The 25060-nt window shown below is 67.4% G+C and carries 19 protein-coding genes; 12 read left to right on the plus strand and 7 right to left on the minus strand.

Translation table 11 applies throughout. The features are described 5' to 3' along the window. Positions 1-42: 42 nt before the first annotated feature. Both HH212_RS21340 and HH212_RS21345 read right to left on the minus strand, forming a co-directional pair. Positions 43-891, minus strand: coding sequence for an SDR family oxidoreductase (locus tag HH212_RS21340; protein ID WP_370663885.1), 849 nt, complete (start codon positions 889-891; stop codon positions 43-45). A 93-nt stretch (positions 892-984) separates the two neighbouring features. Then, entirely contained in the window at positions 985-2112 is a 1128-nt protein-coding gene (locus HH212_RS21345; protein WP_170204338.1) for a mechanosensitive ion channel family protein, read from the minus strand. A 412-nt stretch (positions 2113-2524) separates the two neighbouring features. Between HH212_RS21345 and HH212_RS21350 the strand changes: the two genes are divergently transcribed. The 7 genes from HH212_RS21350 (at position 2525) to HH212_RS21380 (ending at position 12573) form a co-directional block, all read left to right on the plus strand. Further along, the gene (locus tag HH212_RS21350; RefSeq protein ID WP_170204339.1) at positions 2525-5632 is read left to right on the plus strand and encodes an amidohydrolase family protein; all 3108 of its coding nucleotides are present in this window, start codon (positions 2525-2527) and stop codon (positions 5630-5632) included. A 250-nt stretch (positions 5633-5882) separates the two neighbouring features. Beyond that, positions 5883-6206, plus strand: coding sequence for a thioredoxin family protein (locus HH212_RS21355; RefSeq protein WP_170204340.1), 324 nt, complete (start codon positions 5883-5885; stop codon positions 6204-6206). A 29-nt stretch (positions 6207-6235) separates the two neighbouring features. Continuing rightward, on the plus strand, positions 6236-7537 hold the full coding sequence (locus HH212_RS21360; RefSeq protein ID WP_170205599.1) for an MFS transporter: 1302 nt from the start codon (positions 6236-6238) through the stop codon (positions 7535-7537). Between the two features lie 10 nt (positions 7538-7547). Beyond that, the gene (locus tag HH212_RS21365; RefSeq protein WP_229217398.1) at positions 7548-8015 is read left to right on the plus strand and encodes a GFA family protein; all 468 of its coding nucleotides are present in this window, start codon (positions 7548-7550) and stop codon (positions 8013-8015) included. A gap of 137 nt (positions 8016-8152) precedes the next feature. Then, entirely contained in the window at positions 8153-8647 is a 495-nt protein-coding gene (locus tag HH212_RS21370; protein ID WP_170204341.1) for a hypothetical protein, read from the plus strand. Positions 8648-8924: 277 nt separating this feature from the next. Then, on the plus strand, positions 8925-10055 hold the full coding sequence (locus HH212_RS21375) for an NHL repeat-containing protein (protein WP_170204342.1): 1131 nt from the start codon (positions 8925-8927) through the stop codon (positions 10053-10055). Between the two features lie 220 nt (positions 10056-10275). Next, positions 10276-12573 carry a TonB-dependent receptor gene (locus HH212_RS21380; protein ID WP_170204343.1) on the plus strand — a complete coding sequence of 766 codons (2298 nt, stop codon included), beginning with the start codon at positions 10276-10278 and terminating at the stop codon, positions 12571-12573. Between the two features lie 177 nt (positions 12574-12750). Here HH212_RS21380 and HH212_RS21385 read toward each other — a convergent pair whose 3' ends face one another. Further along, positions 12751-13557: a DUF481 domain-containing protein gene (locus tag HH212_RS21385; protein WP_308633220.1), complete on the minus strand. Its 807-nt coding sequence runs from the start codon at positions 13555-13557 to the stop codon at positions 12751-12753. Positions 13558-13844: 287 nt separating this feature from the next. On the opposite strand from HH212_RS21385, the gene HH212_RS21390 reads away from it, so the two are divergent. After that, the gene (locus tag HH212_RS21390) at positions 13845-14477 is read left to right on the plus strand and encodes a response regulator (protein ID WP_170204345.1); all 633 of its coding nucleotides are present in this window, start codon (positions 13845-13847) and stop codon (positions 14475-14477) included. Positions 14478-14814: 337 nt separating this feature from the next. After that, entirely contained in the window at positions 14815-17583 is a 2769-nt protein-coding gene (locus HH212_RS21395; protein WP_170204346.1) for an EAL domain-containing protein, read from the plus strand. A 51-nt stretch (positions 17584-17634) separates the two neighbouring features. Here HH212_RS21395 and HH212_RS21400 read toward each other — a convergent pair whose 3' ends face one another. Further along, on the minus strand, positions 17635-18489 hold the full coding sequence (locus HH212_RS21400) for an aldo/keto reductase (RefSeq protein ID WP_170204347.1): 855 nt from the start codon (positions 18487-18489) through the stop codon (positions 17635-17637). 144 nt (positions 18490-18633) lie between these two features. Here HH212_RS21400 and HH212_RS21405 point away from each other — a divergent pair, with 144 nt between their 5' ends. Then, complete coding sequence (locus HH212_RS21405; RefSeq protein WP_170204348.1) at positions 18634-19191, plus strand: hypothetical protein; 558 nt, start codon at positions 18634-18636, stop codon at positions 19189-19191. A 66-nt stretch (positions 19192-19257) separates the two neighbouring features. On the opposite strand, the gene HH212_RS21410 is transcribed toward HH212_RS21405, so the two are convergent. The 3 genes from HH212_RS21410 to HH212_RS21420 all read right to left on the minus strand — a co-directional run bounded on the left by HH212_RS21410 (position 19258) and on the right by HH212_RS21420 (position 21858). Then, positions 19258-20175, minus strand: a complete 918-nt coding sequence (locus tag HH212_RS21410) for a hypothetical protein (RefSeq protein ID WP_170204349.1) — start codon at positions 20173-20175, stop codon at positions 19258-19260. Between the two features lie 136 nt (positions 20176-20311). Then, positions 20312-21604, minus strand: coding sequence for an NCS2 family permease (locus tag HH212_RS21415; protein ID WP_170204350.1), 1293 nt, complete (start codon positions 21602-21604; stop codon positions 20312-20314). Then, positions 21580-21858, minus strand: a complete 279-nt coding sequence (locus HH212_RS21420; RefSeq protein ID WP_170204351.1) for a hypothetical protein — start codon at positions 21856-21858, stop codon at positions 21580-21582. Before HH212_RS21420 ends, HH212_RS21415 begins: the two co-directional genes overlap by 25 nt. Positions 21859-22028: 170 nt before the next feature. Between HH212_RS21420 and uxaC the strand changes: the two genes are divergently transcribed. Both uxaC and HH212_RS21430 read left to right on the plus strand, forming a co-directional pair. After that, on the plus strand, positions 22029-23411 hold the full coding sequence (gene uxaC, locus HH212_RS21425) for a glucuronate isomerase (RefSeq protein ID WP_211172389.1): 1383 nt from the start codon (positions 22029-22031) through the stop codon (positions 23409-23411). A 34-nt stretch (positions 23412-23445) separates the two neighbouring features. Further along, the gene (locus tag HH212_RS21430; protein WP_170204353.1) at positions 23446-25056 is read left to right on the plus strand and encodes a UxaA family hydrolase; all 1611 of its coding nucleotides are present in this window, start codon (positions 23446-23448) and stop codon (positions 25054-25056) included. The last annotated feature ends 4 nt before the right edge of the window (positions 25057-25060 follow it).

Genomic DNA, 25060 nt, shown 5'->3' on the forward strand with positions numbered 1-25060 from the left:
GAACCCGTCCACCCTACGAACCCGACATACCTGTACAAGCGGTTACAGGATGGGCGTCCCGCCCGTGACCGCATAGCGCGCGCCCGAGATATAGCTGGCTTCGTCGGACGCCAGCAGCACGTACACCGGCGCCAGCTCGGCCGGCTGGCCGGGACGCTTCATCGGCGTTTCCTGCCCGAAGGTGGCGACCTTTTCCGGCGGCAGGGTGGCCGGAATCAAGGGCGTCCAGATCGGCCCCGGTGCCACCGAGTTCACGCGGATTCCCTTTTCCGCCAGCGATTGCGCCAGCCCGGCGCTGAAGTTGGCGATCGCGCCCTTGGTCGTGGCGTAGGCCAGCAGCTGCGGCGAGGGCTTGTCGGAATTGACCGAGCTGGTGTTGATGATCGAGCCGCCCGGTTTCATGTGCTTCACCGCTGCCTTGCAGATGTGGAACATGGCGCTGATGTTGACGGCGAAGGTGCGGTTCCATTCCTCGTCCGGAATGTCCTCGATCGACTCGTGCGACATCTGGAAGGCGGCGTTGTTGACCACCACGTCCAGCTTGCCGAATGCCTGCACCGCCTGGTCGACCAGGGAGCGGCAATGGGCCGGGTCGGCCAGGTCGCCCGCCACCAGCACCGCCTTGCGGCCGGCCTCGCGCACCAGGCGCTCGGTCTCGCGCGCATCCTCGTGCTCGTTCAGGTAGGAAATCAGCACGTCGGCGCCTTCGCGCGCGAAGGCCAGCGCCACGGCGCGGCCGATGCCGCTGTCGGCGCCGGTGATCAGGGTCGCCTTGCCCTGCAGGCGGCCGTGGCCGACGTAGCTCTGCTCGCCGTGGTCCGGCTTGACGTTCATTTCCGTTTCGCTGCCGGGCGGCGTCTGCTGTTTCTCTTCGGGCATCGTGTCCTCCATCGCTTAGTGTGAGAGACGGATTCTAGGCGGCGCGGCCGCAATCGCGCGCCAGCGAGCCGTGCGGAAACGAAGCGAGCCGCGCGGCACGCATGCTCAGGGCGCCGGACGTACCACCGTGGACCGTGCCTCGGCGGCGCTGGCGCCGTCGGCATCGTTGCTGGCGTTGCCCTGCACCAGCAATTCCTGGGCGCGCGGCGCCGACGAGATGCCGAGATCGCGCAGCAGGCGCATGGTATCCAGCAGCACCGCCTGCTGGGTCTGCAGGAACAGCTTGTAGTCGGCATCGGTCAGGTTGTAGACGATGTCGTATTCGATGAAGCTCTGGTCCATCCTGGTCAGGTTGACGTGGTCGAACTTCACCTTGTCCTTGGCCGCGATGATGGCGCCCAGGCGCTCCGCCAGCGCCGCCGCCAGCTCGGGCGCGGTGGACGGGTTGATGCGCAGGGCGTACTGCACCCGGCGCGTACTCTGGCGCTTGAAGTTGTGCACCACCTTCTTGAGCAGTTCGGCGTTGGCGATCACGATCTGCTCGCCGGCCTGGGCGCGCACGCGCGTGGTCTTCAGGCCCACGTGCTCCACCGTGCCGGAAAAGTCCGGCACCGAGATCGAGTCGCCGACCTCGAACGGCTTGTCGATGGCGATCGACAGCGAGGCGAACAGGTCGCCCAGCACGTTCTGCACGGCCAGCGCCACCGCGATGCCGCCGATGCCCAGGCTGGCCACGAAGGTGGTGACGTTGATGCCGAGGTTGGACAGCATCGACAGCAGGAACACGGTCCAGACGCTCCATTGCAGCGCCCAGATCATCAGCGTGTGCGCCACCGTTACCTGCTGGTCTTCCATGCCCCTGCCGTGCACGCGGAAGTAGCGGCGCGCGGTGATGGCGATGGCGCGGTGCAGCCACAGCGCCAGCTGGGCGCCCAGGGTCAGGAACCACAGGTGGCCGACGCGCACGTCCCAGGGCGGCGGCAGGTCGAGCACCGAAACGCCGATCAGGATCGAGGTGGCCAGGATGGCGAGGTTGCTGGTGCGCGCCAGCGTATGGCGCAGCACGTCGGCGATCGGCTGGTGCGCCTGCTCGTCCGACAGTGCGCCGATGCGGCGCCGGAACAGCACCACGGCGCCGTGGATGAGGATAAAGCTGAGCACCGCCGCGCCGATGGCGAAGGCGGCGTTGGTCCAGCCGATGTCGAGGTTGGTGAGGTGGCCGCGGATATCCATGGGCTCCTTTCAGGTTGCGGCCGCGCGCCGGGGAGGGCGTGGGTAACGGCCTGGATGAAGGGCAGGATGGCGGACGTGGACGGCGCTGCGCAGCGAGGCGGTGGCGCGCCGTGGCGGCGCGAAGCCGCATCGGCCGGCGGCCTGTGCACGAACCATGGCCTGCCCGGAAGAGCACAAAGTATGGCGGCGGACCCGGCGCTAGTCGGTTAGCTGTCTCACCTTGCACCGCAATCGATTGCAACGATAAGGAAAAACTTTCGGTCAAGAAGAAAGTTCCCTTTATGAACTCGAGAAACTTGATAGTCCTCAGATGTTTAATCGTTATTCGGCGCGCATAAGGAAGCTCGGCAGTAGGATCGAGTTGCCGCTTGCACTATCGTGGTGCGATCCGGCAATTATTCTGGAGGCAAGCATGCGTATCCTCACTTCCCATCCCGGTGTACGCCTGAGCCTGCTGGCCGGCGCGGTAGCGCTCCTGGTGTCGGGCTGCCAGTGGCGCGGCGCGGTCGATCAGCGCATCGATCAACTCGGCGACTTGCACGGCCCGGTGCGCGACTTCACGGTCGAGCTGCGCGAAGGCACCAACATGGCGGCGGCGCCGTCGCCGGACGGGAGCCGCATCGTGTTTTCGGCGCAGGGCGCGCTGTGGACCATGCCGGTCGCGGGCGGCGAAGCGCGCCGCATCACCGGCTGGCAGCTGGAACCGACCGCGCCGGTGTGGTCGCCCGACGGCAGGCGCATCGCCTTCCAGAACTATGCGCCGGAAGGCAATTATCACGTCTGGACCATCGATCCGGACGGCCGCAATCCGCGCGCGTTGACCGCCGGTCCCAACGACGACCGCGAACCGGCCTGGCTGCCCGACGGCAGCGGCCTGGTATTCTCGTCCGACCGCGGCAACGACGGCCAATACAAGATCTGGCGGGTGGATGCCGGCGGCGGCGCGCCGCGGCAGGTCACCTTCGGCCCCGGCGCCGAAAGCAACCCGGTGGTGTCGCCGGACGGCGCGCGCATCGCCTATGCCGACGGTCCCGACGTCGTCACCGCGCCGCTGGCCGGCGGCGCCGCCACCGTGGTGGCGCCGGGTTCGAGCCCGGCCTGGACCCCGGACGGCGCCGGCCTGGTGTACCAGAACGCGGCGCGCCAGCTGGTGGTGAACGGCGCGCAAGTCACGGCGGACGAGGACCTGTTCCCGTTCCCGGTGCGCTACCTGCCGGACGGGCGCTTCCTGTACACGGCCGACGGCCGCATCCGCGTGCGCGACGGCGCCGGCGCGCATCCGGCCGACATCGGGTTCCGCGCCCGCCTGCAGCTGCGCCGCCCGCTGTTCGCCAACCCCAAGGAGCGGCACTTCGACGACCGCACGCTGCGCGCCGTGAAAGGGATCAGCGCGCCGGCGCTGTCGCCGGACGGGCAGAGCATCGCCTTCGTGGCGCTGAACGACGTGTGGGTAATGCGCATCGGCGAGGCGCCGCGGCGCCTGACCGACGACCGCGACCGCGACATGTCGCCGCAATGGACGGCGGACGGCCGCGCCGTCTATTTTTCCAGCGAGCGCGGCAACGCCGGCCAGCTGGCGGTCGACCAGGTCGAGGTCGCCAGCGGCGCGCGCACCCGGCTGGCGGCGATCCCGGGCCGCTCGATGGCCAATCCGAAGCTGTCGCCGGACGGCGGGCGCATCGCCTACAGCACGCTGAACGGCCAGCTGGAAGTCTGGAACCGCGCCGCCGGCACCTTCGAGGTGATCGCGCCGGCCGCCGGCAGCCAGATCAGCACGCCGCAGTGGCTGGCGGACGGCCGCCGCATCATGGTGGTCGACAACGAGCGCATCAACAACCGCTACCGCGAGGGCTACAACAAGCTGCGCGTGATCGACCTGGCAACGCGCCGGGCCGTGTTCTACCCGGTGGCGGCGGCCCCGCGCCAGATCTCGGAGCGCGACGAAGGCGCCGCCGTGCTGTCGCCGGACGGCACCCAGGTCGCCTTCATCATGGATTCGCTGCTGCACCTGATGGCGGTGAACCCGGACGGCTCGCCCGCCGGCGCGGCGCGCGTGGCCTCGAGCGAGCCGGCCGACCTGCCGTCCTGGGGCGACGCGCGCACCATCCTGTACAAGTCGGCGGACCGGGTGCGCATCGTGCGCCTGGACGGCGCCGGCGCGGCAGGCGCGCCCGTCGACGTGCCGGTGCGCCTGGACTGGCGCCAGGACGTGCCGGCCGGCTCGACCCTGATCCGCGCCGGAGCGCTGTGGGACGGCACCGCGCCGACGCTGCGCTACGACGTCGACATCCTGGTGCGCGGCAACCGCATCGCCTGGGTGCGGCCGCACGAGGACGGCGCGCAAACCCGGGCCGAGCGCTTCGTCGACGCGCGCGCACTGACGGTGATGCCGGGCCTGATCGAGACCCACATCCACCCGCTGACGCTGTACCAGGGCGGCCAGGTCGGCCAGTGGCTGCCGCTGATGCTGTCGTACGGCGTGACCACCGGCCAGTCGGTGGGCGGGCCGCTGCACCAGAGCGTCGAACTGCGCGAATCGCTGGAAGCCGGGCGCCTGGCCGGGCCGCGCCTGTTCGTCTCACCGCCGCTGTGGGAAGGCAACCGCCTGTTCTACCACTTCGCGCGCTCGCTGCGCACGCCGGCCGTCGCCGACATCGAGATCGCCAAGGCGAAGACGATGGACGCCGACTTCCTGAAGTCGTACGTGCGCGCGCCGTTCCCGGTGATGCGCCGCATCGCTCAGGGCGCGCTCGATCAGGGCGTGCCCAGCGGCACCCACCCGATCGCGCCGGGCGCGGCCACCGGCATCGGCGGCACCACGCACCTGTCGGCCACCCAGCGCATGGGCTACAGCTGGTCGAAGTCGTTCGGCAAGGCGATCACCTACCAGGACGCGGTGGCGGTCTACGGCCAGGGCAACTTCCGCCTGATCGACACGCTGTTCTCGGCGGCCAGCCTGGCCGGTCTGGACCCGGGCATCGCCGCCGACCCGCGCTTCGTGCTGGTGCCGCCCAACTTCGCGGCGGGACTGCAGAATGCCCAGCCGCCGACGCCCGCCCAGCTGGCGACGATCGTCAACGACGCCACCCAGCAGGCCAAGGTGGTGGCCGGCGGCGCGCTGGTCGCCAACGGCACCGATTCGCCGCTGGTGGCGCCGGGCATCCAGCTGCACATGAACCTGCGCGCCGCCGGCCTGGTGCTGGGTAACTACACGGCGCTGCAGACGGTGACGATCAACGCGGCGAAGATGGTGCAGGTCGAGCGTGACCTCGGTACGGTCGAGGCCGGCAAGCTGGCCGACCTGATCGCGGTGCGCGGCAACCCGCTGGCCGACCTGCGCGCCGCCGCCGCGGTGCAGGTGGTCATGAAGAACGGCCGCGCCTGGACCCAGGAAGACATCCTGGCACCGTTCCGCACCCCGGCGGCGCTGGCGGCGCGCCAGGACTCCCTGGCGGCATACGCGGCGCGCTGCAGGGCGCAGCCGCAGGAGTGCGCGGAAGATGGGGAGCATGCGCATTGAACCGGCGACCCGATGGCGGCTTCGATTCCGGCCACCCGCCTCACCCCGTCGTCCCCGCGAAGGCGGGGACCCAAGCTGACGTTGACAGTGTCGAGACGCTTGCGTAACGACTTCGGATACTCGGCATGGGTCCCCGCCAAGGCGGCCGCCAAGGCCGGGGACGGCGGCCATGCGCCGCCCATAACCCTCGGCGTCGTATTTTGAGGTACGCTATTGTCATTGCCACCATACCCACACCCCAGGAGACCCCATGAGCAAACCCTACGACAGCGCCCAGCCCGAGCGCAGCGCCATCGACGCCCAGGCCGGTATCGTGGCCCTCGATTTCGGCACCAACTGGTGCGGCTATTGCAAGGCCGCCGAGCCGGTCATCGACGACGCCCTGGCCGACCGTCCGGAAGTCACCCACATCAAGGTCGAGGACGGCCCCGGCCGGCCGCTGGGACGCTCGTTCCGCGTCAAGCTGTGGCCGACCGTGGTGGTGCTCAAGGATGGCCGGGAAATCGCACGCGTGGTGCGCCCGAGCGAGCGCCAGGACGTGGTCGGCGCGCTCGAACAGGCAGGTAGCGCATGAGCGTGGCCGGCGCGCCGGTGCGGCCTCCGATGGGCACCCCACCGGGCGGCCACGGTGAGCAGCGCGGCAGGCATCCGCGCAACCGTCCGGCGACGGTGCTGTTCGCCAGCCTGATCGGCACCACCATCGAATTCTTCGATTTCTACATCTACGCCACCGCCGCGGTGCTGGTGTTCCCCAAGCTGTTCTTCCCGGCCGGCGATCCGGCCGCGGCCACGCTGCAGTCGCTGGTCACCTTCGCCATCGCGTTCTTCGCGCGTCCGGTCGGCTCGGCCGTGTTCGGCCACTTCGGCGACCGCGTCGGGCGCAAGGCGACGCTGGTGGCGGCGCTGCTGACCATGGGCGTGTCCACCGTGCTGATCGGCCTGCTGCCGACCTACGCCGGCATCGGCATGGCGGCGCCGCTGCTGCTCGCGCTGTGCCGCTTCGGCCAGGGGCTGGGCCTGGGCGGCGAGTGGGGCGGGGCGGTGCTGCTGGCCACCGAGAATGCGCCGCCGGGCAAGCGCGCCTGGTACGGCATGTTCCCACAGCTGGGCGCGCCGATCGGCTTCTTCCTGTCCGGCGCCATCTTCCTGGTGCTGTCGCAGGCGATGAGCGACGCCGACTTCTTCCGCTACGGCTGGCGCATTCCCTTCCTGTCGAGCGCACTGCTGGTGGCGGTGGGGCTGTACGTGCGCCTCAAGATCACCGAGACGCCGGATTTCCAGGCTGTCCTCGACCGCAACGAGCGGGTGCGCCTGCCGGTCATGGAGGTCCTGGGCAGGCACACGCGCGTGCTGGTGCTCGGCACGCTGGCGGCGCTGGCGACCTTCGTGATCTTCTACCTGATGACGGTGTTCGCGCTCAGCTGGGGCACCAGCGCGCTCGGCTATACGCGCCAGCAATTCCTGCTGCTGCAGCTGTTCGCGATCGTGTTCTTCGGGCTGACCATCCCGGTGGCCGCGCTGCTGGCCGACCGCCATGGACGGCGCCGCGCCATGATCGCGGTATCCGCCGCGATCGCCGTGTTCGGCCTGCTGTTCGGGCCGATGTTCGGCAGCGGCAGCCTGGCCCTGGTGGCCGGCTTCATGGTGCTCGGCCAGTGCCTGATCGGCATGACCTACGGTCCGCTCGGCACCCTGCTGGGCGAACTGTTCCCGCCCGAGGTGCGCTATACCGGCGCCTCGCTGACCTTCAACCTGGCCGGCATCCTGGGCGCCTCGCTGGCGCCCTACATCGCCACCTGGCTGGCGACCCATCACGGATTGCACACAGTGGGCTGGTACCTGGGCGCCTCGGCCCTGGTCAGCCTGGGCGCGCTGCTGGCCCTCGGCGCACCGAAGAAGGCGTGAGGAGGACAGCATGGATCCGCACAGCGATGCCGGCGACGTGGGCGACCAGGACGGCGGCGCCGGGAAACCCATGGTCCTGCGCGGCGGCTGCGCCTGCGGCGCGGTGCGCTACGAGGCCGCGGCGGCGCCGTTCCACCGCACGCTGTGCCACTGCGCCGATTGCCGGCGCGCCGCCGGTGCCCCGGCGGTAGCCTGGTTCAGCGTGCCGGCGGCGGCGCTGGCGTGGGTGCGCGGGGCGCCGCGGCGACACCGTTCCAGCGCCGCGGTGGAGCGTGCCTTCTGCGGCCGCTGCGGCACCCAGCTCACGTACCGCCACGACGACATCCCCGGCGAAGTCGACATCACCACCTGCAGTTTGGACGATCCGGAGCAGGCGGCGCCGCAAGACCATACCTTCGCCGCACGCCGCCTGCGCTGGCTGCGTGTCGACGACGGCCTGCCGGTCTATCCGGCCACACGCGCCGCGGGAATGAGTTAGCTTAATTTCAATTAGTTGATTATAATGAAATGGTTTTATGCCAAATGTGGTGCAATAGCATCATGTTTGTGAAATTTTTCGCTGTTTTAATTGTTAAAAGTTATCATCGATAACTTACCACTTTTTGGAGAGCCTCCATGTTCAAATCCGCCCTGCGTATCGCCACCGCTTCCGTACTGATGACTGCCGCAATGGGCGCGTCCGCAGGCAACAGCAACACCGAGGATCTCGAGATTTCCGGCGTGTTCCAGGAAGTCGTCACGCCGTCGCTGCTGTGCCCGTCGAAGACCGCCGGCAACCTGGCCGGCTACGGCGAGAGCGAGGAACTGGGCGGCCGCGTGGTGTTCCTGTCGAGCGACTGCTTCGCGCAGAACGGCGCCACCTTCACCTTCAGCAACGGCCGCTTCCTGATCACCACCATGACCGGCGAGCTGCTGTTTGCGAACTACAGCGGCCAGGCGATCCCGACCGGCCAGGGCACCCAGGCAGCCTTCAACGGCGCCACCTTCCAGATCACCGGCGGCACCGGCCGCTATGCCAAGGCCAGCGGCGGCGGCAACATCACCGGCACCGAAGACCTGGTCACCGCCAAGGGCACGATCAAGCTGAGCGGCAAGATTACCTACAAGTGATGGCTGGCGGCCACCTGGCCGCCCGCACCATCGAACGGCGGCCCGGAGCGATCCCGGCCGCTTTTTTTCGTCCCCCGGATCGGCCTGGCGGCGGCAGACGCCTCGTTGCGCTGATCGCAAATGTGACATTTGGAGACTATTGAAACGGCATTTTTCAATACAATCCTGGCATTCCCCCAACTGGTGCCGATGCCTGGCAAACGGGAGCAGCGCCGCGCCCGCCTGCCAGGCGCGGCGACGGCGGCTCCGGCTGCCGGAATACGGCTCCTCGCACATCATGAAGACATCGTTCCTGCAAACCCTGCGCCTGCCGGCCGGTCTTGCTTTCCTTGCATGCGCCGCTCTGGCCGGCTGCGGCGGCGGGAGCGGCGGCGCGCCGGCCGCCGCGCCGCCCGTGGCCGTGACGCCCGTTCCCACGCCTGCACCCACGCCATCGCAGCAAGCACAGGTGACGGTCATCGCCGGCACGAAGCACGACGACGGCGTGCCTGTGGCTTTCAAGGACGGCAAGGGCACCATGGCCTCCTTCAACCGGCCCGAGCATTTCGTCCTCGACAAGAACGGCGTGATCTACGCCACCGACGCCTGCGGGATCCGCAAGATCGCCACCGACGGCACGGTCAGCACGCTGGCCGGCGCCGGCGCCGAATGCGATACCAGCGTCGACGGTACCGGCGCCGAGGCGCGCTTCACCACGTTGACCGGCATGACGGCGGATGCGGCCGGCAACCTGTACGTGGCGGAATACGGCGCCATCCGCCGCGTCACGCCCGAGGGCGTGGTGACGACTTTGGCGGGGGGTGTGCGTTCGCGCGACCAGCAAGACGGCATCGGGGCTGGCGCCACCTTCTATACCATCCTGGCCCTCGACATCGGCCCCGACGGGAACTTGCTGGTGAGCGACGGGGAATACGTCGGCCGCGACCGCGAAAGTCCCAAATGCGGACCGGGTGCCAACCGGCTGCGCCAGGTGACCTTGCAGGGTGTCGTGACGACGCTGCCGGAAAGCGTACTCGGTTGCGTGGCAGGCGCGGAAGAGGCGCCGCTTGCACTGGCTGTCGGGTTGCGCTTCGACAGTATCGGCAACTTGTATCTGTTCCATGGACATCATCTCGTCAAACGCGATGTCGATGGCAGCGCCCGGTACCTGAACAACGAAAAAGGCGAACGCATTTATGCTGGCGGCATGCCCGGTGTGGAAGCATTGAAATTGGCGCCGGACGACGCGGGAAGCCTGTTCTATCTCGACAGTTACAGCCTTTACAAGCTCGCCCCCGACGGGTCGCATACCATACCGCTGGACATTGATACGGTTGGTGCTCGTCGGGTGCGGGGGTTGACCTATATCGGCAACCACCAGTTCCTCACGGCGTTCGACAACCAGATCGTCAAGGTGACGCTGAAATAGACCGTGCCCGGCCCTGCCTCGGACGATGTGCTTCCTCGCTGTGGTTTCACTGCGTAACGCGGCAGTTTGTGCCAAAAAACATCGTTTCATAAAAATTCCCTAAGGAAAACATGCACGTTCATTAAAATATGTATTGACACCGGTCAGCATCATGCTTGATCGGCGTCGGTAGATCGCATATTTGTCTTGTCTTGCCTGATTTCTTTCATTTGAAAGTTCCATGAAACCTGCCGTCGTCCGTCCATCCCGTCCAAGCGTGCACACCCTGATGTGCCTCGCCATCGTCAGCGCCTTTCCTGTACAGGCGGCATTGGCGCAGGAAACCGCGCCCGTCCAGGAAGCGGCCGCCGCCGCGCAGCCGGGCACCGCACGCTTGGAAACAGTGATCGTCACCGCCCAGCGCCGCGCCGAAAATATCCGTGACGTACCGATGGCGGTCAGCACCATCGGCGGCGACCGCCTCGACACCTTCACCGCCGGCGGCCAGGACATCCGTTTCCTGTCCGGGCGCGCGCCCAGCCTGAACGTGGAGTCCGACTTCGGCCGTTCGTTCCCGCGCTTTTATATCCGCGGCCAGGGCAATACCGACTTCGACCTGAACGCGTCGCAGCCGGTCGGCCTGGTGGTCGACGACATCGTCCAGGAAAGCCCGATGCTGAAGGGCTTCCCGGTGTTCGACACCGACCAGATCGAGGTCTTGCGGGGTCCGCAGGGCACGCTGTTCGGCCGCAATTCGCCGGCCGGCGTGATCAAGTTCGATTCGGCGCGGCCGGTGTTCAAGCAGGAAGGCTATTTCAGTGTCGGCGCCGGCAACTACGGCGCCAAGAATGCCGAAGGCGCGTTCAACCTGCCGCTGGGCGAGACCGTGGCGGCGCGCCTGTCGCTGCAGTCGCAGAACCGCGACGACCGCGTGCACAACCCGCGTCCGACCGGCACGCGCGACTTCGAGGGCTACCACGACAACGCCGGCCGCCTGCAGGTGCTGTTCCAGCCGGACAAGATCTTCAGCGCGCTGTTCAACCTGCATGCGCGCGACCTCGACAACAACGCCACGCTGTTCCGCGCCAACATCATCAAGCCCGGCACCAGCGACCTGGTCGACGGCTTCGACTACGGCACGTATCCGACCGACGGCGTCAACAAGCAGACGCTGCGGACCAAGGGCGGCAGCATGCGCCTGCGCTGGAACCTCGACAACCTCACGCTGCACTCGATCACCGGCTACGAGAGCGCCAAGTTCACCAGCCGCGCCGACGTCGACGGCGGCTACGGCGCCGTGTATGCCCAGCCGAGCGGGCCGGGTTATATCCCGTTCGTGGTGGAGACGGCCGACCTGCTGCCGCATCACCGCCAGCTGACCCAGGAATTGCGTGCCGAGTCGAACGGTACCGGCCCGCTGCAGTGGATCGGCGGCCTGTTCTACTTCAAGGAACAGATCCAGATCGACAGCATCAGCTTCGATTCGCTGGCGGCCGGTAATCCGCAGAACCCGTTCTACGCCACCCAGAACCAGGACACCAGCTCGTGGGCGGCGTTCGGCTCGTTGAACTACGCGGTATCGAGCAAGCTCAAGCTGCGCGGCGGCCTGCGCTATACCAGGGACAGCAAGGACTTCTCGGCCAAGCGGGTCGAGGCCACCACGGCCGGCCCGTTCGTCATCGACAAGGATTCCAGCAACGTCAGCTGGGACCTGAGCGGCAATTATGCGCTCGACAAGGACACCAACCTGTATGCGCGCATCGCCACCGGCTACCGCGCGCCCAGCATGCAGGGCCGCCTGAACGGCCTGGGCGACCGACCATCGTTCGCCGGCGCCGAGAAAGCGCTGTCGTACGAGGCCGGCATCAAGCAGGACTTGTTCGACCGCCGCGCGCGCCTGTCGGCCAGCGTGTTCCAGTACCGGGTCAAGGACAAGCAGCTGACCGCCGGCAGCGGCGTGATCAACATGAACCAGTTGATCAATGCGGACAAGGTGACCGGGCAGGGCCTCGAGCTCGACTTCCAGGCGGTGCTCAGCGATTCGCTGCGCATGAGCCTCGGTACCAGCTACAACGACACCGAGATCAAGGACAGCACGCTGTTCGTCCAGCAGTGCGGCAACTTCGCCAACACCGGCGGGCGCGCCGGCTGCACCGTCACCGATCCGGTCGGTCCGTTCGCCGGTACCGTGCGCATCGACGGCAACCCGCTGCCGCGCGCACCCAAGTGGCAGAGCAACTTTACGCTGGCCTACAGCACGCCGCTGGGCGAGGGCGACCTGTTCGCCAACACCGACTGGGCCTACCGCAGCACCTACAACATGTTCCTGTACGAAGCCAGGGAATACAAGGCGCGCGCCCTGCTGGAAGGCGGCGTGCGCGTCGGCTACAAGTGGCAGCAGGGGAAATACGAAGTGGCCGCGTTCGGGCGCAACATCACTAACCGCATCCAGGTCGTCGGCGCGATCGACTTCGACAACCTGACCGGCATCCTGAACGAACCGCGCACGCTGGGCGTGCAGTTCAAGATGAATTTCTGAGCGCGAGCCCAGGGGCGGCGCATCTGCCGTCGTTCCCGGCACTGCCGAGAACGACTCCCCGCCATACTGAGCAAGAAAATTTGGTAGCCGGAAGCAATCAGAATGCTTCAAAAATACCAACTTTTGACACTCAGCATGGGTCCCCGCCTTCGCGGGGACGACGCTGTTTGTTGATCTTCAGAACGAATACACCAGCGTCAGCGACGTCTGGGTATCGGTGTTCTTCTTTTCCTCGGGCACGTTGGTATCGTTGCGCGCGCTGAACGCCGCCTTCATCTGCATCGTGCCGTTGATCTTGGTGCTGAGCGAGGTCTCGGCGATCGAATGCATGTTCGAGGTGCCGCGCTCCACGCTCACGGTCTGGCTGAATGCCGCCGACGGGCTGACGCGCCAGCGCAGCTGGGCCGCGCCGCGCACCGTCATGCCGGCCTCGGTGCCGCCGGCCGAGTTCACGCCGTGGAACACGCCCGGGCCGACCTCGACGTCGACCGTCTTGTCCTCGCGCCGCAGCAGCTGGGTGCCGTAGCCGACCGACATCGAGGAATAGCGCGTATAGGCGCCGAACTTGTCGTTCACGTGCGAACCGAGCACGAAGGCGCGGTTGCCGTCTTCCAGCAGTTTATATGCCGCCTTGGCCGACAGCGAATAGCGCTGCGCCGAACGGGTGCGGCTGCGCGAACCGTCGTCGTTGGCGATCTCGTCTTCCTTGAAGTAACCGGTGGCGATGTACTCGTTGCTCCAGTTGTTCATTTCGTGGCGCGCGTCGATCTTGCCGGTGACCGAGGTGCCGCTGGTGTTGCCGCTGGTGCTGATCGCGCCCAGCTCGGCCGACGTGTACCAGTTGCTGCCTTCGGGGATCGGCTTGTTGGGCGCCTGGGTGAAATAGGTGGACGAGGGCGCGCTGTCGGCGATATCGTCGGGAGCGGCGCTGGCCGCCTGGGCCGCGCAGGCCAGGGCCAGCGCGAAAAGCGAAAGAGATTTCATAAGCATCTTACGGCTGCCGTCCGGCGCGCCGGCGCCGGGCGCTGCGCGAGGACTGTCGTTCGTGGATGGTCCGCCGCTGTCGATGGGACGACACGGCAGAGGCGTCATTGTAGCCGAAAGCCGGGCCCGCCACCTTTTCCTGAACGGATTTTACGATCGGCGCATCCTCTGTAACGGATGTAATGCAATTGTTAACTCTACATTCATTATGTTTGCAATGTTGCCCGGCAGGTGGAAGAATGCCGGCCTTGCCGACATACCGGCGTGAATGTATAAAAGGAAGCACATTGATCAGGGTAATCATCGCCGACGATCACGAGTTGATCCGTGAAGGGATCAAGAAGATCGTCAGGCACAGCACCGACCTCAAGGTGGTCGGTGAAGCCGCGGACCTGAAACAGGCCATCGCGTTGATCGCCCAGGTACGGCCGGACGTGGCCGTGCTCGACATCAGCCTGCCAGACTACGACGGGCTGGACGGACTGGCGGAATTGCGGCGCCATTTTCCCGAACTGCGCATCGTGATGCTGAGCATGCATCCGGAAGAGCGCTACGCGCTGGCCGCGCTGCGTGCGGGCGCGCTGGGCTACGTGTCCAAGGCGACCGCCCCGGCCGAGCTGGTGGATGCGGTGCGCCGCGCCGCCGCCGGCCAGGCCTATCTCGGCCCGCGCATGAGCGAGCTGCTGGCGCGCGATGCCGGCAGCCCGGCGCCGCAGCCGCCGCACTACAGCCTGACGCCGCGCGAACTCGAGATCGTCGCGCTGATCGGCGCCGGGCTGCAGATCAAGCAGGTGGCGGCCGAGCTGGGCATCAGCATCAGCTCGGTGAATACCTACCGCAGCCGCATCTTCCGCAAGATGGGGTTGGCGTCGAATGCCGCGCTGATCCGCTATGCGTTGCAGCATGGATTGGCCGGCTGAGCCGATTGCCGTTGCCTGGATGTAACATTGTGTCGAGCTCCATGTCGTTAAATTTGCGACGGGGTTTGCCGGTTTCGCGAAGACTACCGCTGTTTTTCCGCCTTTTCCAGGACGGAAATCCACCAACGGATTCACCGCCGCAGGCAGGAAGTGCGGCAATTGTAAATACAGGATACCGGTCCGGGTAACGCGGCAGCGAATTTTATGCGACGGCCATAGTCGCTATCATCGAAGCAAGTTTTGTGGCGGGATTGCGTTGGCCGCCACGATCCGCTCCCATGACGAGCAGCACAACGGCAGACCGCCGTGAACGCGGTCGCAGGATGGCGATCAGACCATGACGATAACGCACGAACGAGACTTGCCGCACGATCCCTTGCCGCACGATCCGGCCGCGGACCCGGTGGATATCCTGGTGGTGGAAGACAATCCCGCCCAGGCGCGGCAGCTAGCGCGCCTGCTGCGCGCGGAACCGGGCTACGCGGTGCGCGTCGCCGCCGACGGCCATGCAGCGCTGGAAGCGGTGCAGCGGCGCCGTCCCGACCTCGTCATCAGCGACATCGCCATGCCGCGCATGGACGGTCTCACCCTGTGCCGCACCCTGAAGGCCGATCCGGCGCGCGCCGCCATCCCGGTGCTGCTGCTGGCGCGCGCCGGCACGCTGCACGACATCGTGCGCGGCCTGGACGCCGGCGCCGACGGCTTCGTGCGCAAGCCCTACGGCCCGGACCAGCTGCGCGCGCGCCTGCGCCGCATCCTGGTCGAAGGCAGGGACGGCGCGGCCGCACCGGCGCCCGAGGTCATGGCGGCGGAACGGCGCCAGGCCTACGGGCTGCTGGCCTCGACCTACGACGACGCGCTGCGCACCAACGCGGCGCTGGCCGACCGCCAGGCCGGACTGGAGCGCTCGTGTCGCACGCTGGGCGTGCTGGGCGCCATCGCCGGCGCCCTCAACGAAGCCGTCACCGAGCAGGCGGTGGCGCAGGTCGCGCTGGAGCAGCTGGCGCGCCTGCCGCTGTGCAGCGCTGCGGCGGTGAGCGTGTTCGGCCCCGACGGCGAGCCGCGCCTGATGGCGGCCGACGCCATCGTTGCCGCGCACCAGGGCGGCATCGCCGGCACTGTCGGGTCGGTCGCCGGCGCCGGCGCGGAGGGCTGCCGCTCGCAGGGCCGGTCCGGCGCCGGCTGCGGCAGCGCCTGCCTGCCGGTGGGACAGGCCTGGGACAGCTGCCTGTGCCTGCCGCTGGCGACGGCCGAATCGAACATCGGCACCCTGCACCTGCGCACCGAGGGCGAACTGGCGGCGGACGAGACCGCGCTGCTGGAGAACGTGGCGCGCCAGCTGGCGCTGGCGCTGGAACGGGCGCGCCTGTACACACGCCTGGAAACCCTGGTGGTCGAGCGTACCGAGGCGCTGCGCTCCGAGCGCAACCGGCTGTCGGCGATGGTCGAGACCACCGCCGCGCTGGTCCTGCTGACCGATGCGCAGGGCCGCATCGTGATGTTCAACCGCGCCTGCGAGGAAGCGCTGGGCTGGCGCGCGCAGGACGCGATCGGGCGGCCGTGCTGGGAAGTGGTGCAGCGCGCCGACGACCGCAGCGCGGTGCGGCGGATGTTCGAGGACCTTCCCGGCGGCCACCTGCCGGCGCGCCTGCAGGGAGAATGGCGCACGCGCGACGGCCGCACCCGTTCCATCATCTGGCGCAATACGCGCATCGAACGCGCCGACGGCAGTCTGGAATACGTGCTCGGCACCGGCATCGACGCCACCGAGCTGCGCGGCGCCGAGGAGCGCCTGCGCTACATCAGCAACTTCGACACGCTCACCGGCCTGCCCAACCGCCTGCTGCTGCGCGAACGCATGCGCCAGATGAAGGAGCAGGCGCGCGCCGGCGGCCAGCTGCTGGGCTTCATGCTGCTGCGCTTCGCGCGCATGGGCCTGATCCGCGAGACGCTCGGGCCGCTGGCGGAGCAGGCGCTGTACCAGCAGGTGGGGGCGCGCCTGCGCGAGATCGGCGGCGCCGACGCGGTGGCGCGCTTTTCCGACGGCGGCTTCGTGCTGGCGGCGCTGCGGCCGACCAGCGAAGGCCTGGCGGCGGCCGCGCGGCGGCTGCTGGCGGCGCTGGGCGCGCCCTATGCCCACGAGGGCGAGGAACTGCACCTCGACCCGAGCGTGGGCATCGCCGTGTTCCCCAACGACGGCCTGCGCTACGACGGCCTGGTGCGCTGCGCCGAGGCGGCCCTGCGCCAGGCCTTCGACGGCGTCGGCCAGCGCTACGCGTTCTACCGCCCGGAACTGAACCAGGGCGCCAACGACCGCTTCAAGATGGAGAACGGCCTGCGCCGCGCCGTCGACCGCGGCGAACTGGTGCTGCACTACCAGCCGCAGGTCGACCTTGCCAGCGGCGCCATCGTCGGCGCCGAGGCGCTGCTGCGCTGGAACCATCCGGAACGCGGGCTGGTCTACCCCGGCTGCTTCATCGGACTCGCCGAAGAGAGCGGCCTGATCCTGCCGATCGGCGCCAGCGCGCTGATGAGCGCCTGCGCCCAGATCCGCGAATGGCAGCAGGCCGGCCTGCCGGTGGTGCCGGTGTCGGTGAACCTGTCGGCGCACCAGTTCTCCGACCAGATCGTCAGCACCGTGAAAAGCATCCTGGACGCGTACGGCGTCGACCCTTGTTTGCTGGAGCTGGAACTGACCGAAAGCGCCTCGATGGCCGATGCCGGCAAAAGCTTCGAGCTGCTGGGCCAGCTGAAGGCGATGGGCATCCGCCTGGCGATCGACGACTTCGGCACCGGCTACTCCAACCTGAACTACCTGAAACGCTTCCCGGTCGACAAGCTCAAGCTCGACAAATCCTTCGTCGACGACATCGAAAACAATGCCGACGATCTGGCCATCTCGCGCGCGGTGATCGGCATGGCGCACGGCCTGCGCCTGACCGTGGTGGCCGAGGGCGTCGAGAACGCCGGCCAGCTGGGCCTGCTGACCGAACTGGGCTGCGACCTGGTACAGGGCTACCATTTCAGCCGGCCGGTGCCGGCCGAGGACTTTGCGCGCATGCTGCGCGAAGGCGGCCGGCTGGGGCCCGGTGCCGGGAACGCCTAAGACAGGTTCCAGGAAGCGATCCGGGAAGCCGGTGGCCGCCAGCGGCCTGCGCTAGCGCATCGCCAGCGGCTGGCGCGCGCGCGGCGGCGGAAAACCGGCATCCAGTTCGGCCACATCCTGCGCGCCCAGCCGCTCGGCCAGGTCGAGCGCCGCCCGGTTGGCGCGCACGTGCGCCGGCTGCACCGCCTTCGGGATCACGACCACGCCGTCCTGGCGCAGCAGCCAGGCCAGCGCCACCTGCGCCGGCGTGGCGCCGTGGCGGCGCGCCACCGCCTGCAGTGGCGGCGCCCCGAGCAGGGCCGCCTGTTCGTCCGGGTTCGATTCCAGCGGCGAATACGCCATCAGCGGCAGGCCGCGCGCGCGGCACCACGGCAGCAGGTCCCACTCGACCCCGCGCCGGGACAGGTTGTACAGCACCTGGTCGGTAGCCAACGCGGCGCCGTGGCGCAGGTCGGCGGCTTCCTGCATGTCATCCAGGTCGAAGTTGCTGACGCCGAAATCGCGGATCTTGCCCTGCTCGCGCAGGCGCGAAAAGGCGTCCAGCGTCTCTCCGAGCGGCACCGCGCCGCGCCAGTGCAGCAGGTACAGGTCGATGCACTCGGTCTTCAGGCGGCGCAGGCTGCGTTCGCAGGCGGCGGCCACGCCGGCGCGGCCGGCGTTGTGCGGATAGACCTTGCTGACCAAAAACACCTCGTCGCGGCGGCCGGCGATCGCCTGGCCGACCACTTCCTCGGCGCCGCCTTCGCCATACATCTCGGCGGTATCGATCAGCGTCATGCCCAGGTCCAGCCCGAGGCGCAGCGCATCCGCCTCGGCAACGCGCGCGGCGCGGTCTTCGCCCATGTTCCAGGTGCCCTGGCCGAGCACGGGGATGCTGCGGCCGGAGGGAAGGGGCAGGGTACGCATGGCGATTCCTTTCTGGTCGACGTTGTCGGGACAACACGATAGCATCCCGCGCCGTTCATGATACTTGCCAAAAGGTATCGAATTCTTTACAAAAATTTACCTAGATATAATGACTGTTCATTAACAATTACAGAGGAGGGAGTCATGCATTCGAACCGGTCGGTCATTCTGGCATTCATTGGCGCGCTGACATTGAGCGCTTGTGGCGGCGGTGGCGGTGGAGGCGGCGCCGCCACGTCGGCGCCGCCGGTGGCATCCACGCCGGTGCCAACCTTGCCGACGACGACCACGCCGGTCGCCACCCCGACACCGGTCACGCCCGCCACGCCGGCCGATCCGGCGCCGCCGGTCACACCGGGCGGGTCCTGGCTGACCTTCTCGCCGTCACCGGTCAACGTCAGCGTGACCGAAGGGCAGTCGGCCGAGTTCAAGGTCACCGCCAGGTCGAGCCGCATCGTCTCCCAGGAATTCACCGTCGGCATCATCGAGACCAAGGCTCTGATCACCACCGACTACCGGCTCGAAGCGCTGTCCGACCTCGAGTACGTGGCCACGCTGCACACCTCGCCGACGCTGACGCCGGGCACCTACACGAGCTACCTGCGGGTGCAGTTGTGCGCCGATGCGCCGCTGGTGTGCAACAGGCCGCTGGAGGGCTCGCCCTGGTACGTGCCGCTGAACGTCACGGTCAAGCCGAAGTAAGCAGACAACAGGTGAACGGCGGGTGCGGCGGATCGAGGCGGGTCGGCCGAACAGCCGCCTGCCGGATCAGGGCATGGCCCGGGGTGTGGATGGTTCGGCCTGGAACGGGTTTGCCGTCGGTATTGAAGCCGTGCCCGCCCCCTGACCCTGCTGCCGCGTCTTCGCGCTGTCGGCAATCCGCCGCGCCGCGGCGAGGGCGGCGGCGCGTTGCTCCCGAGTCAACTTCAGGTCGGTGCTTACTGCGTTCATCAGCTCACCGCCATCGGCATAGGCCGTGGCACCGGCATCGCCCGGCCTGCTGCGGTCAGCCGAGATCAGGCCGAGCGCGAGCCAATACCCATATCCGAGTACCGGATCAGGTTCCCGCAGTTCGGATCCGAACATATTCTGGATTCCCCACGCCGCCAGAGCCGCCTGGTCGCCTGTTTGGGTAGCCTGATCGAGCAGGGCACTTGCCTGCGCCTTCCATTCCCGCACCAGTGGATCGTCGGGACGTGTCTTGAGCGCGCTGGGGTCGCCGAAGGGCCCTTCGGAGGCGAACGCCACAGCGGCGCCCGGGACGCCGCCCTTGACGGCGAGTGCAAGATGATCGAGCCGGGCCAGGCGCTGGCGCTCGGTCATTTCACCGCACATCGCGGCGAAACTCTGCCGTTCGCGGGCATTCATGGCACGTGGGGCATGCAGTTTATCGTCGTGGATCGCAATATCGCGCCTGGCGTTGAACATCGCGCAGCCGGATACCAGCAGATAGGCCGCGTAAGCCTGTTGCGGATCGTTTCGCGCCAGCAGGCGCTCGACCTGCACGCCGACGGGCACGCCGTCTTCGGCAGCGGGCAGGGCGATCGCCGGCATGGGCGCCGCCTGCGCCGCGGCCGGCAAGGCGGGCCGCGGCGGCAGGGGCGCCAGCGCCGCCTTTACAAGCGGCGCTGGCAAGGTGTCGGGGCGCTGCTTCCAGGCCAGTCCGCCCGCCACGATGGCCGCCACGGCCAGCCCGCCTGCAAGCCATCATCCCGTTCCCCTATTCATCCGAACACTCCGATCATGTCGATCCAGCAAATGTAGCCGGTGCAGCGCCGTTCTTTCTCGCACAATGTCACGTCCGAAGGAAATCGGACCGTGCTCAGGTGCCGACGTACACGATCTTGAACGTGAACAAGGCCGCGATCACCCACACCACCGGCTTCACCTCGCGCGCCCGCCCGGTGGTGAGCTTCAATGCCGCATAGGTGATGAAGCCGAAGGCGATGCCCTCGGCGATCGAATAGGTGAACGGGATCACCAGCGCGGTCACCGCCGCCGGAATCGCCTCGGTGGTGTCGTTCCACTCGATGTCGCCCAAGTCGCGCAGCATCAGGCAGGCCACGAACAGCAGCGCGGGCGCGGTGGCATAGGCCGGCACCACGCCGGCCAGCGGGGCGATGAACAGGCAGGCCAGGAACAGCACGGCGACGGTGACGGCGGTGAGCCCCGTGCGCCCGCCGGCCTGCACGCCGGAAGCGCTTTCCAGGTAGGCGGTGGTGCTCGAGGTGCCCAGGGCGGCGCCGGCGACGATGGCGGCGCTGTCGGCCAGCAGCGCCTTGTTCAAACGTTCCATCTTGCCTTCCACCAGCAGGCCGGCGCGGCTGGCCACGCCCATCAGGGTGCCGGTGGCGTCGAACAGTTCGACCAGGAAGAACACCAGGATCACGTTGAGGATGCCGACCGCCAGCGCGCCCGGCACGTCCAATTGCAGGAAAGTGGGCGCGATCGAGGGCGGCGCGGAGACGAGGCCGTGGAAGCTGTTGCCGCCGAAGATAAAACTGAGCAGCGTCACCGCGACGATGCCGATCAGGATCGCGCCGCGCACGCGCAAGCGGTCCAGGGTGACGATCAGGAGGAACCCGGCGATGGCCATCAGCGCGCCGGGCCGGTGCAGGTCGCCGGCCTTGACCAGGGTCGGTTCGCTGGCCACCACGATGCCGGCGTTCTTCAGCGCGATCAGCGCCAGGAACATGCCCAGGCCCACCGTGATCGCCACCCGCAGCGAGCGCGGGATGCCGTTCACGATCCAGGCGCGCAGGCCGAACAGCGAGGCCAGCACGAACAGGCAGCCGGACACGAACACCGCGCCCAGCGCCGCCTGCCAGGGCACCTTCATGCCGAGCACCACGGCATAGGCGAAATAGGCGTTCAAGCCCATGCCGGGCGCCATCGCGATCGGGTAGTTGGCGTACAGGCCCATCACCGCGCTGCCCAGCGCCGCCACCAGGCAGGTGGCGACGAACACGGCTTCCTTCGGCATGCCGGCGTCGCCCAGGATCGACGGGTTGACGAAGATGATGTAGGCCATCGTCAGGAAGGTGGTCAGGCCGGCCAGCATCTCGGTGCGGGCGTCGCTGCCGCTCTGTTTCAGGTTGAAAAGTCGTTCCAGCATGGGCGGCGGGCTCCGGCGGGTCGGTGGATGGGGAGATCGGTGTTGTATGCGCGCGTCAGCGCGGCGCGCGGCCCAAGCATAGCACTGCCGCCGGACCCTGCTGCGCTATACAGACGAACAATTTTCCAGCCCAAAACAGGGAATGCGCCGCTCATTTCCTTGAGCGTTTGCCATGGCGCGAAAATATTGCCGTGCCAGATGCCCAAATCGTTCCCATGATGCGACAGAATCGCTTCTTTCTTTGCATTGACCAATTTCCCAACTGGTCTAACCAATTTATAATGTGGTCTGTTACAAAGTCGTTACCAAAGGGCAGCCAAAGCCCTTGCGCCAGTAATATATTAGGCATACCATTCTGATATATCAGAGCGTCCGATCCGGACGCCGCCCCTAACGCAAGGAGTTTTCACGCATGGCCGCTTTCATGGACAAAGACTTTCTTCTCACCACCGACGTCGCCCGCAAGCTGTACCACGAAGTGGCGGCCGGCCTGCCGGTGATCGACTACCACTCGCACCTGCAGCAGGGCGAGATCGCCGAGCGCAAACGATTCCGCAACATCGCCGAGCTGTGGCTGGGCGGCGACCACTACAAATGGCGCCTGATGCGCACCGCCGGCGTGCCCGAGGAATACTGCACCGGCGAGCGCTCGGACCGCGAAAAATTCGACGCCTTTTGCCGCGTGCTGCCGCTGGCCATCGGCAACCCGATCTATCACTGGAGCCACCTGGAGCTGCGCCGCATCTTCGGCATCGACCTGATCATCAACGAAAAGAACGCCGACGCGATCTGGGAACAGGCCAACGCCAAGCTGGCCACGATGGATACCTGGGCTTTCCTGGAACAGGCCAAGGTCGAGATCGCCTGCACCACCGACGACCCGGCCGACGACCTGCTGCAGCACGCCGAGATCGCCGCCTCCGCACTCAAGACGCGCGTGCTGCCGGCCTACCGTCCGGACAAGGCGATGCGCATCAACAACCCCGGCTTCGTCGAGTACGTGGCGCGACTGGCCGACGTCGCCGGCATGCAGATCGATTCCTTTGCCGGCCTGATCGCCGCGCTGGCCAAGCGCGTGGCCTTCTTCCACGAGCGCGGCGGCCGCATCTCCGACCACGCGATCGACATCGCGCTGCCAACCGTGGCAGCCACCGATGAACAGCTGGAAGCGATGTTCGCCAAGCGCATGGCGGGCGAACTGCTGAGCGATACGGAACAGGCGCAATACCTGCGCGGCCTGTTGCAGCGCATCGGCGCCGTGTACGCGGAGTTCGACTGGACCATGTGCTTCCACATCGGCGCCATGCGCAACAACAACCAGCGCATGCTGGACACGCTGGGCCCGGACACCGGCTTCGACTCGATTTCCGACATGACCACCAGTAACGGCCTGGTCGCGCTGCTGTCGAGCCTGGACGCGAACAAACAGCTGCCGCAGACCATGCTGTTCAACCTGAACCCGGCGATGAACGAAGTGCTGTCGACCATGATCGGCAACTTCCAGGACGGCAGCGTGGCCGGCAAGGTGCAGTTCGGCCCGGCCTGGTGGTTCAACGACCACAAGGTCGGCAACCTGGCCCAGCTGGTCGCCTTCGCGAATCACTCGGTGCTCGGCATCTTCGTGGGCATGGTGACCGATTCGCGCAGCTTCGCGTCCTACCCGCGCCACGACTACTTCCGCCGCCTGGTGTGCCGCCAGCTCGGCGAATGGGTCGAGGGCGGCGAGTATCCGGACGATTTCGACGCGCTGGCGACGGTGGTGCGCGGCATCTGCTACGACAACGCCAAGAAGTACTTCAAGCTCTAATCCCGAAGCCAAGCACAAGAAAAGGCTGCATTTCATGCAACGAGTAATCTGCATCCATCCGGACGACAGCATGCTGGTCGCCCTGGCCGACCTGGCGCCGGGCGACGTCGTCACCTGGAACGATGAGAACATCCTGGTCTCGACGCCGGTCAAGACCAAGCACAAGCTGGCGCGCCGCGCCTTCGCCGAGGGCGACCTCCTGAGCATGTACGGCGTGGTGGTCGGCAAGGCCACCCAGCCGATCCGCAAGGGCGAGGCGGTCACCACGGAAAACCTGGCGCACCATGCGGCGGAAGTCGAGATCGGCGAGTCGAAACCCTACACCTGGACGCCGCCCGACGTCGCCGACCTGGCCGAGGCCACCTTCGACGGCGTGGTGCGTGCCGACGGCCGCGTCGGCACCGCCAACTACTGGCTGATCTTCCCGCTGGTGTTCTGCGAGAACCGCAACGTCGAGCATTTGCGGAACGCCCTGGAACGTCCGCTCGGCTACGCCACCGACGACCTGGCGGCGCTGACGCTGTCGCTGCTGGGCGAGGACATGGCGGCATTTGAAGCACCAGCGAAGCCCGTGGTGCGTCCCTTTCCGAACCTGGACGGCGTGCGCGTGATCACCCACAACGGCGGCTGCGGCGGCACCCGCGCCGACGCCCGCTCGCTGTGCAAGGTGCTGTCGAGCTATGCCGACCACCCCAACGTGGCCGGCATCACCGTGTTCTCGCTGGGCTGCCAGAACGCGCAGATCGGCATGTTCAAGGACGCGCTGGCCAGGCAGAACCCGCACTTCGACAAGCCGGTGCTGATGTACGAACAGCAGCAGTGGGACAGCGAGGAAGCGATGATGAAGGCGGTGCTGCAGGACACGCTGGCGCACCTGAAGGATGCCAACAAGGTCACGCGCCGGCCGATGCCGCTGTCGCATCTGAAGATTGGCGTGAAATGCGGCGGTTCCGACGGCTTTTCCGGCATCTCGGCCAACCCGGCCATGGGCTACGTGTCGGACATGGTGGTCGCCGTGGGCGGCTCCTCGATCCTGGCCGAGTTCCCGGAACTGTGCGGCGTCGAGGCCAACCTGATCGAGCGCTGCGTGCAAGACGAGGATAAACGCCGCTTCCTGGGCATGATGCGCGACTTCGAGCAGCGCGCGCTGGCGGTCGGCACCCACTTCGCCGACAACCCGAGCCCGGGCAACATCCGCGACGGCCTGATCACCGACGCCATGAAGTCGGCCGGCGCCGCCAAGAAGGGCGGCACCTCGCCGATCGTCTCGGTGCTGGATTACGCGGAGCAGACCGACAAGCCCGGCCTGTCGCTGCTGTGCACCCCGGGCGGCGACGTCGAATCGGTGACCGGCATCGTGGCCTCGGGCGCCAACGTCGTGCTGTTCTCCACCGGTCTGGGCACGCCGACCGGCAACCCGATCGTGCCGGTGCTGAAAATTTCCAGCAACACCCGCGTGGCGACCAAGCTGAAGGACCTGATCGACTTCGATTGCGGCCCGATCATCGAGGGCACGCCGCTGCCGCAGGTGGCGCGCGGCCTGTTCGACATGGTGGTGGCCACCGCCGGCGGCAAGTACACCTGCAAGGCCGACCGCCTGCAGCAGTACGACTTCATATTCTGGAAGCGCGATATTTCGCTCTGACGGA

Origin of the sequence: Massilia forsythiae (genome assembly GCF_012849555.1) — a bacterium.
Classification (GTDB): Bacteria; Pseudomonadota; Gammaproteobacteria; order Burkholderiales; family Burkholderiaceae_D; genus Telluria; species Telluria forsythiae.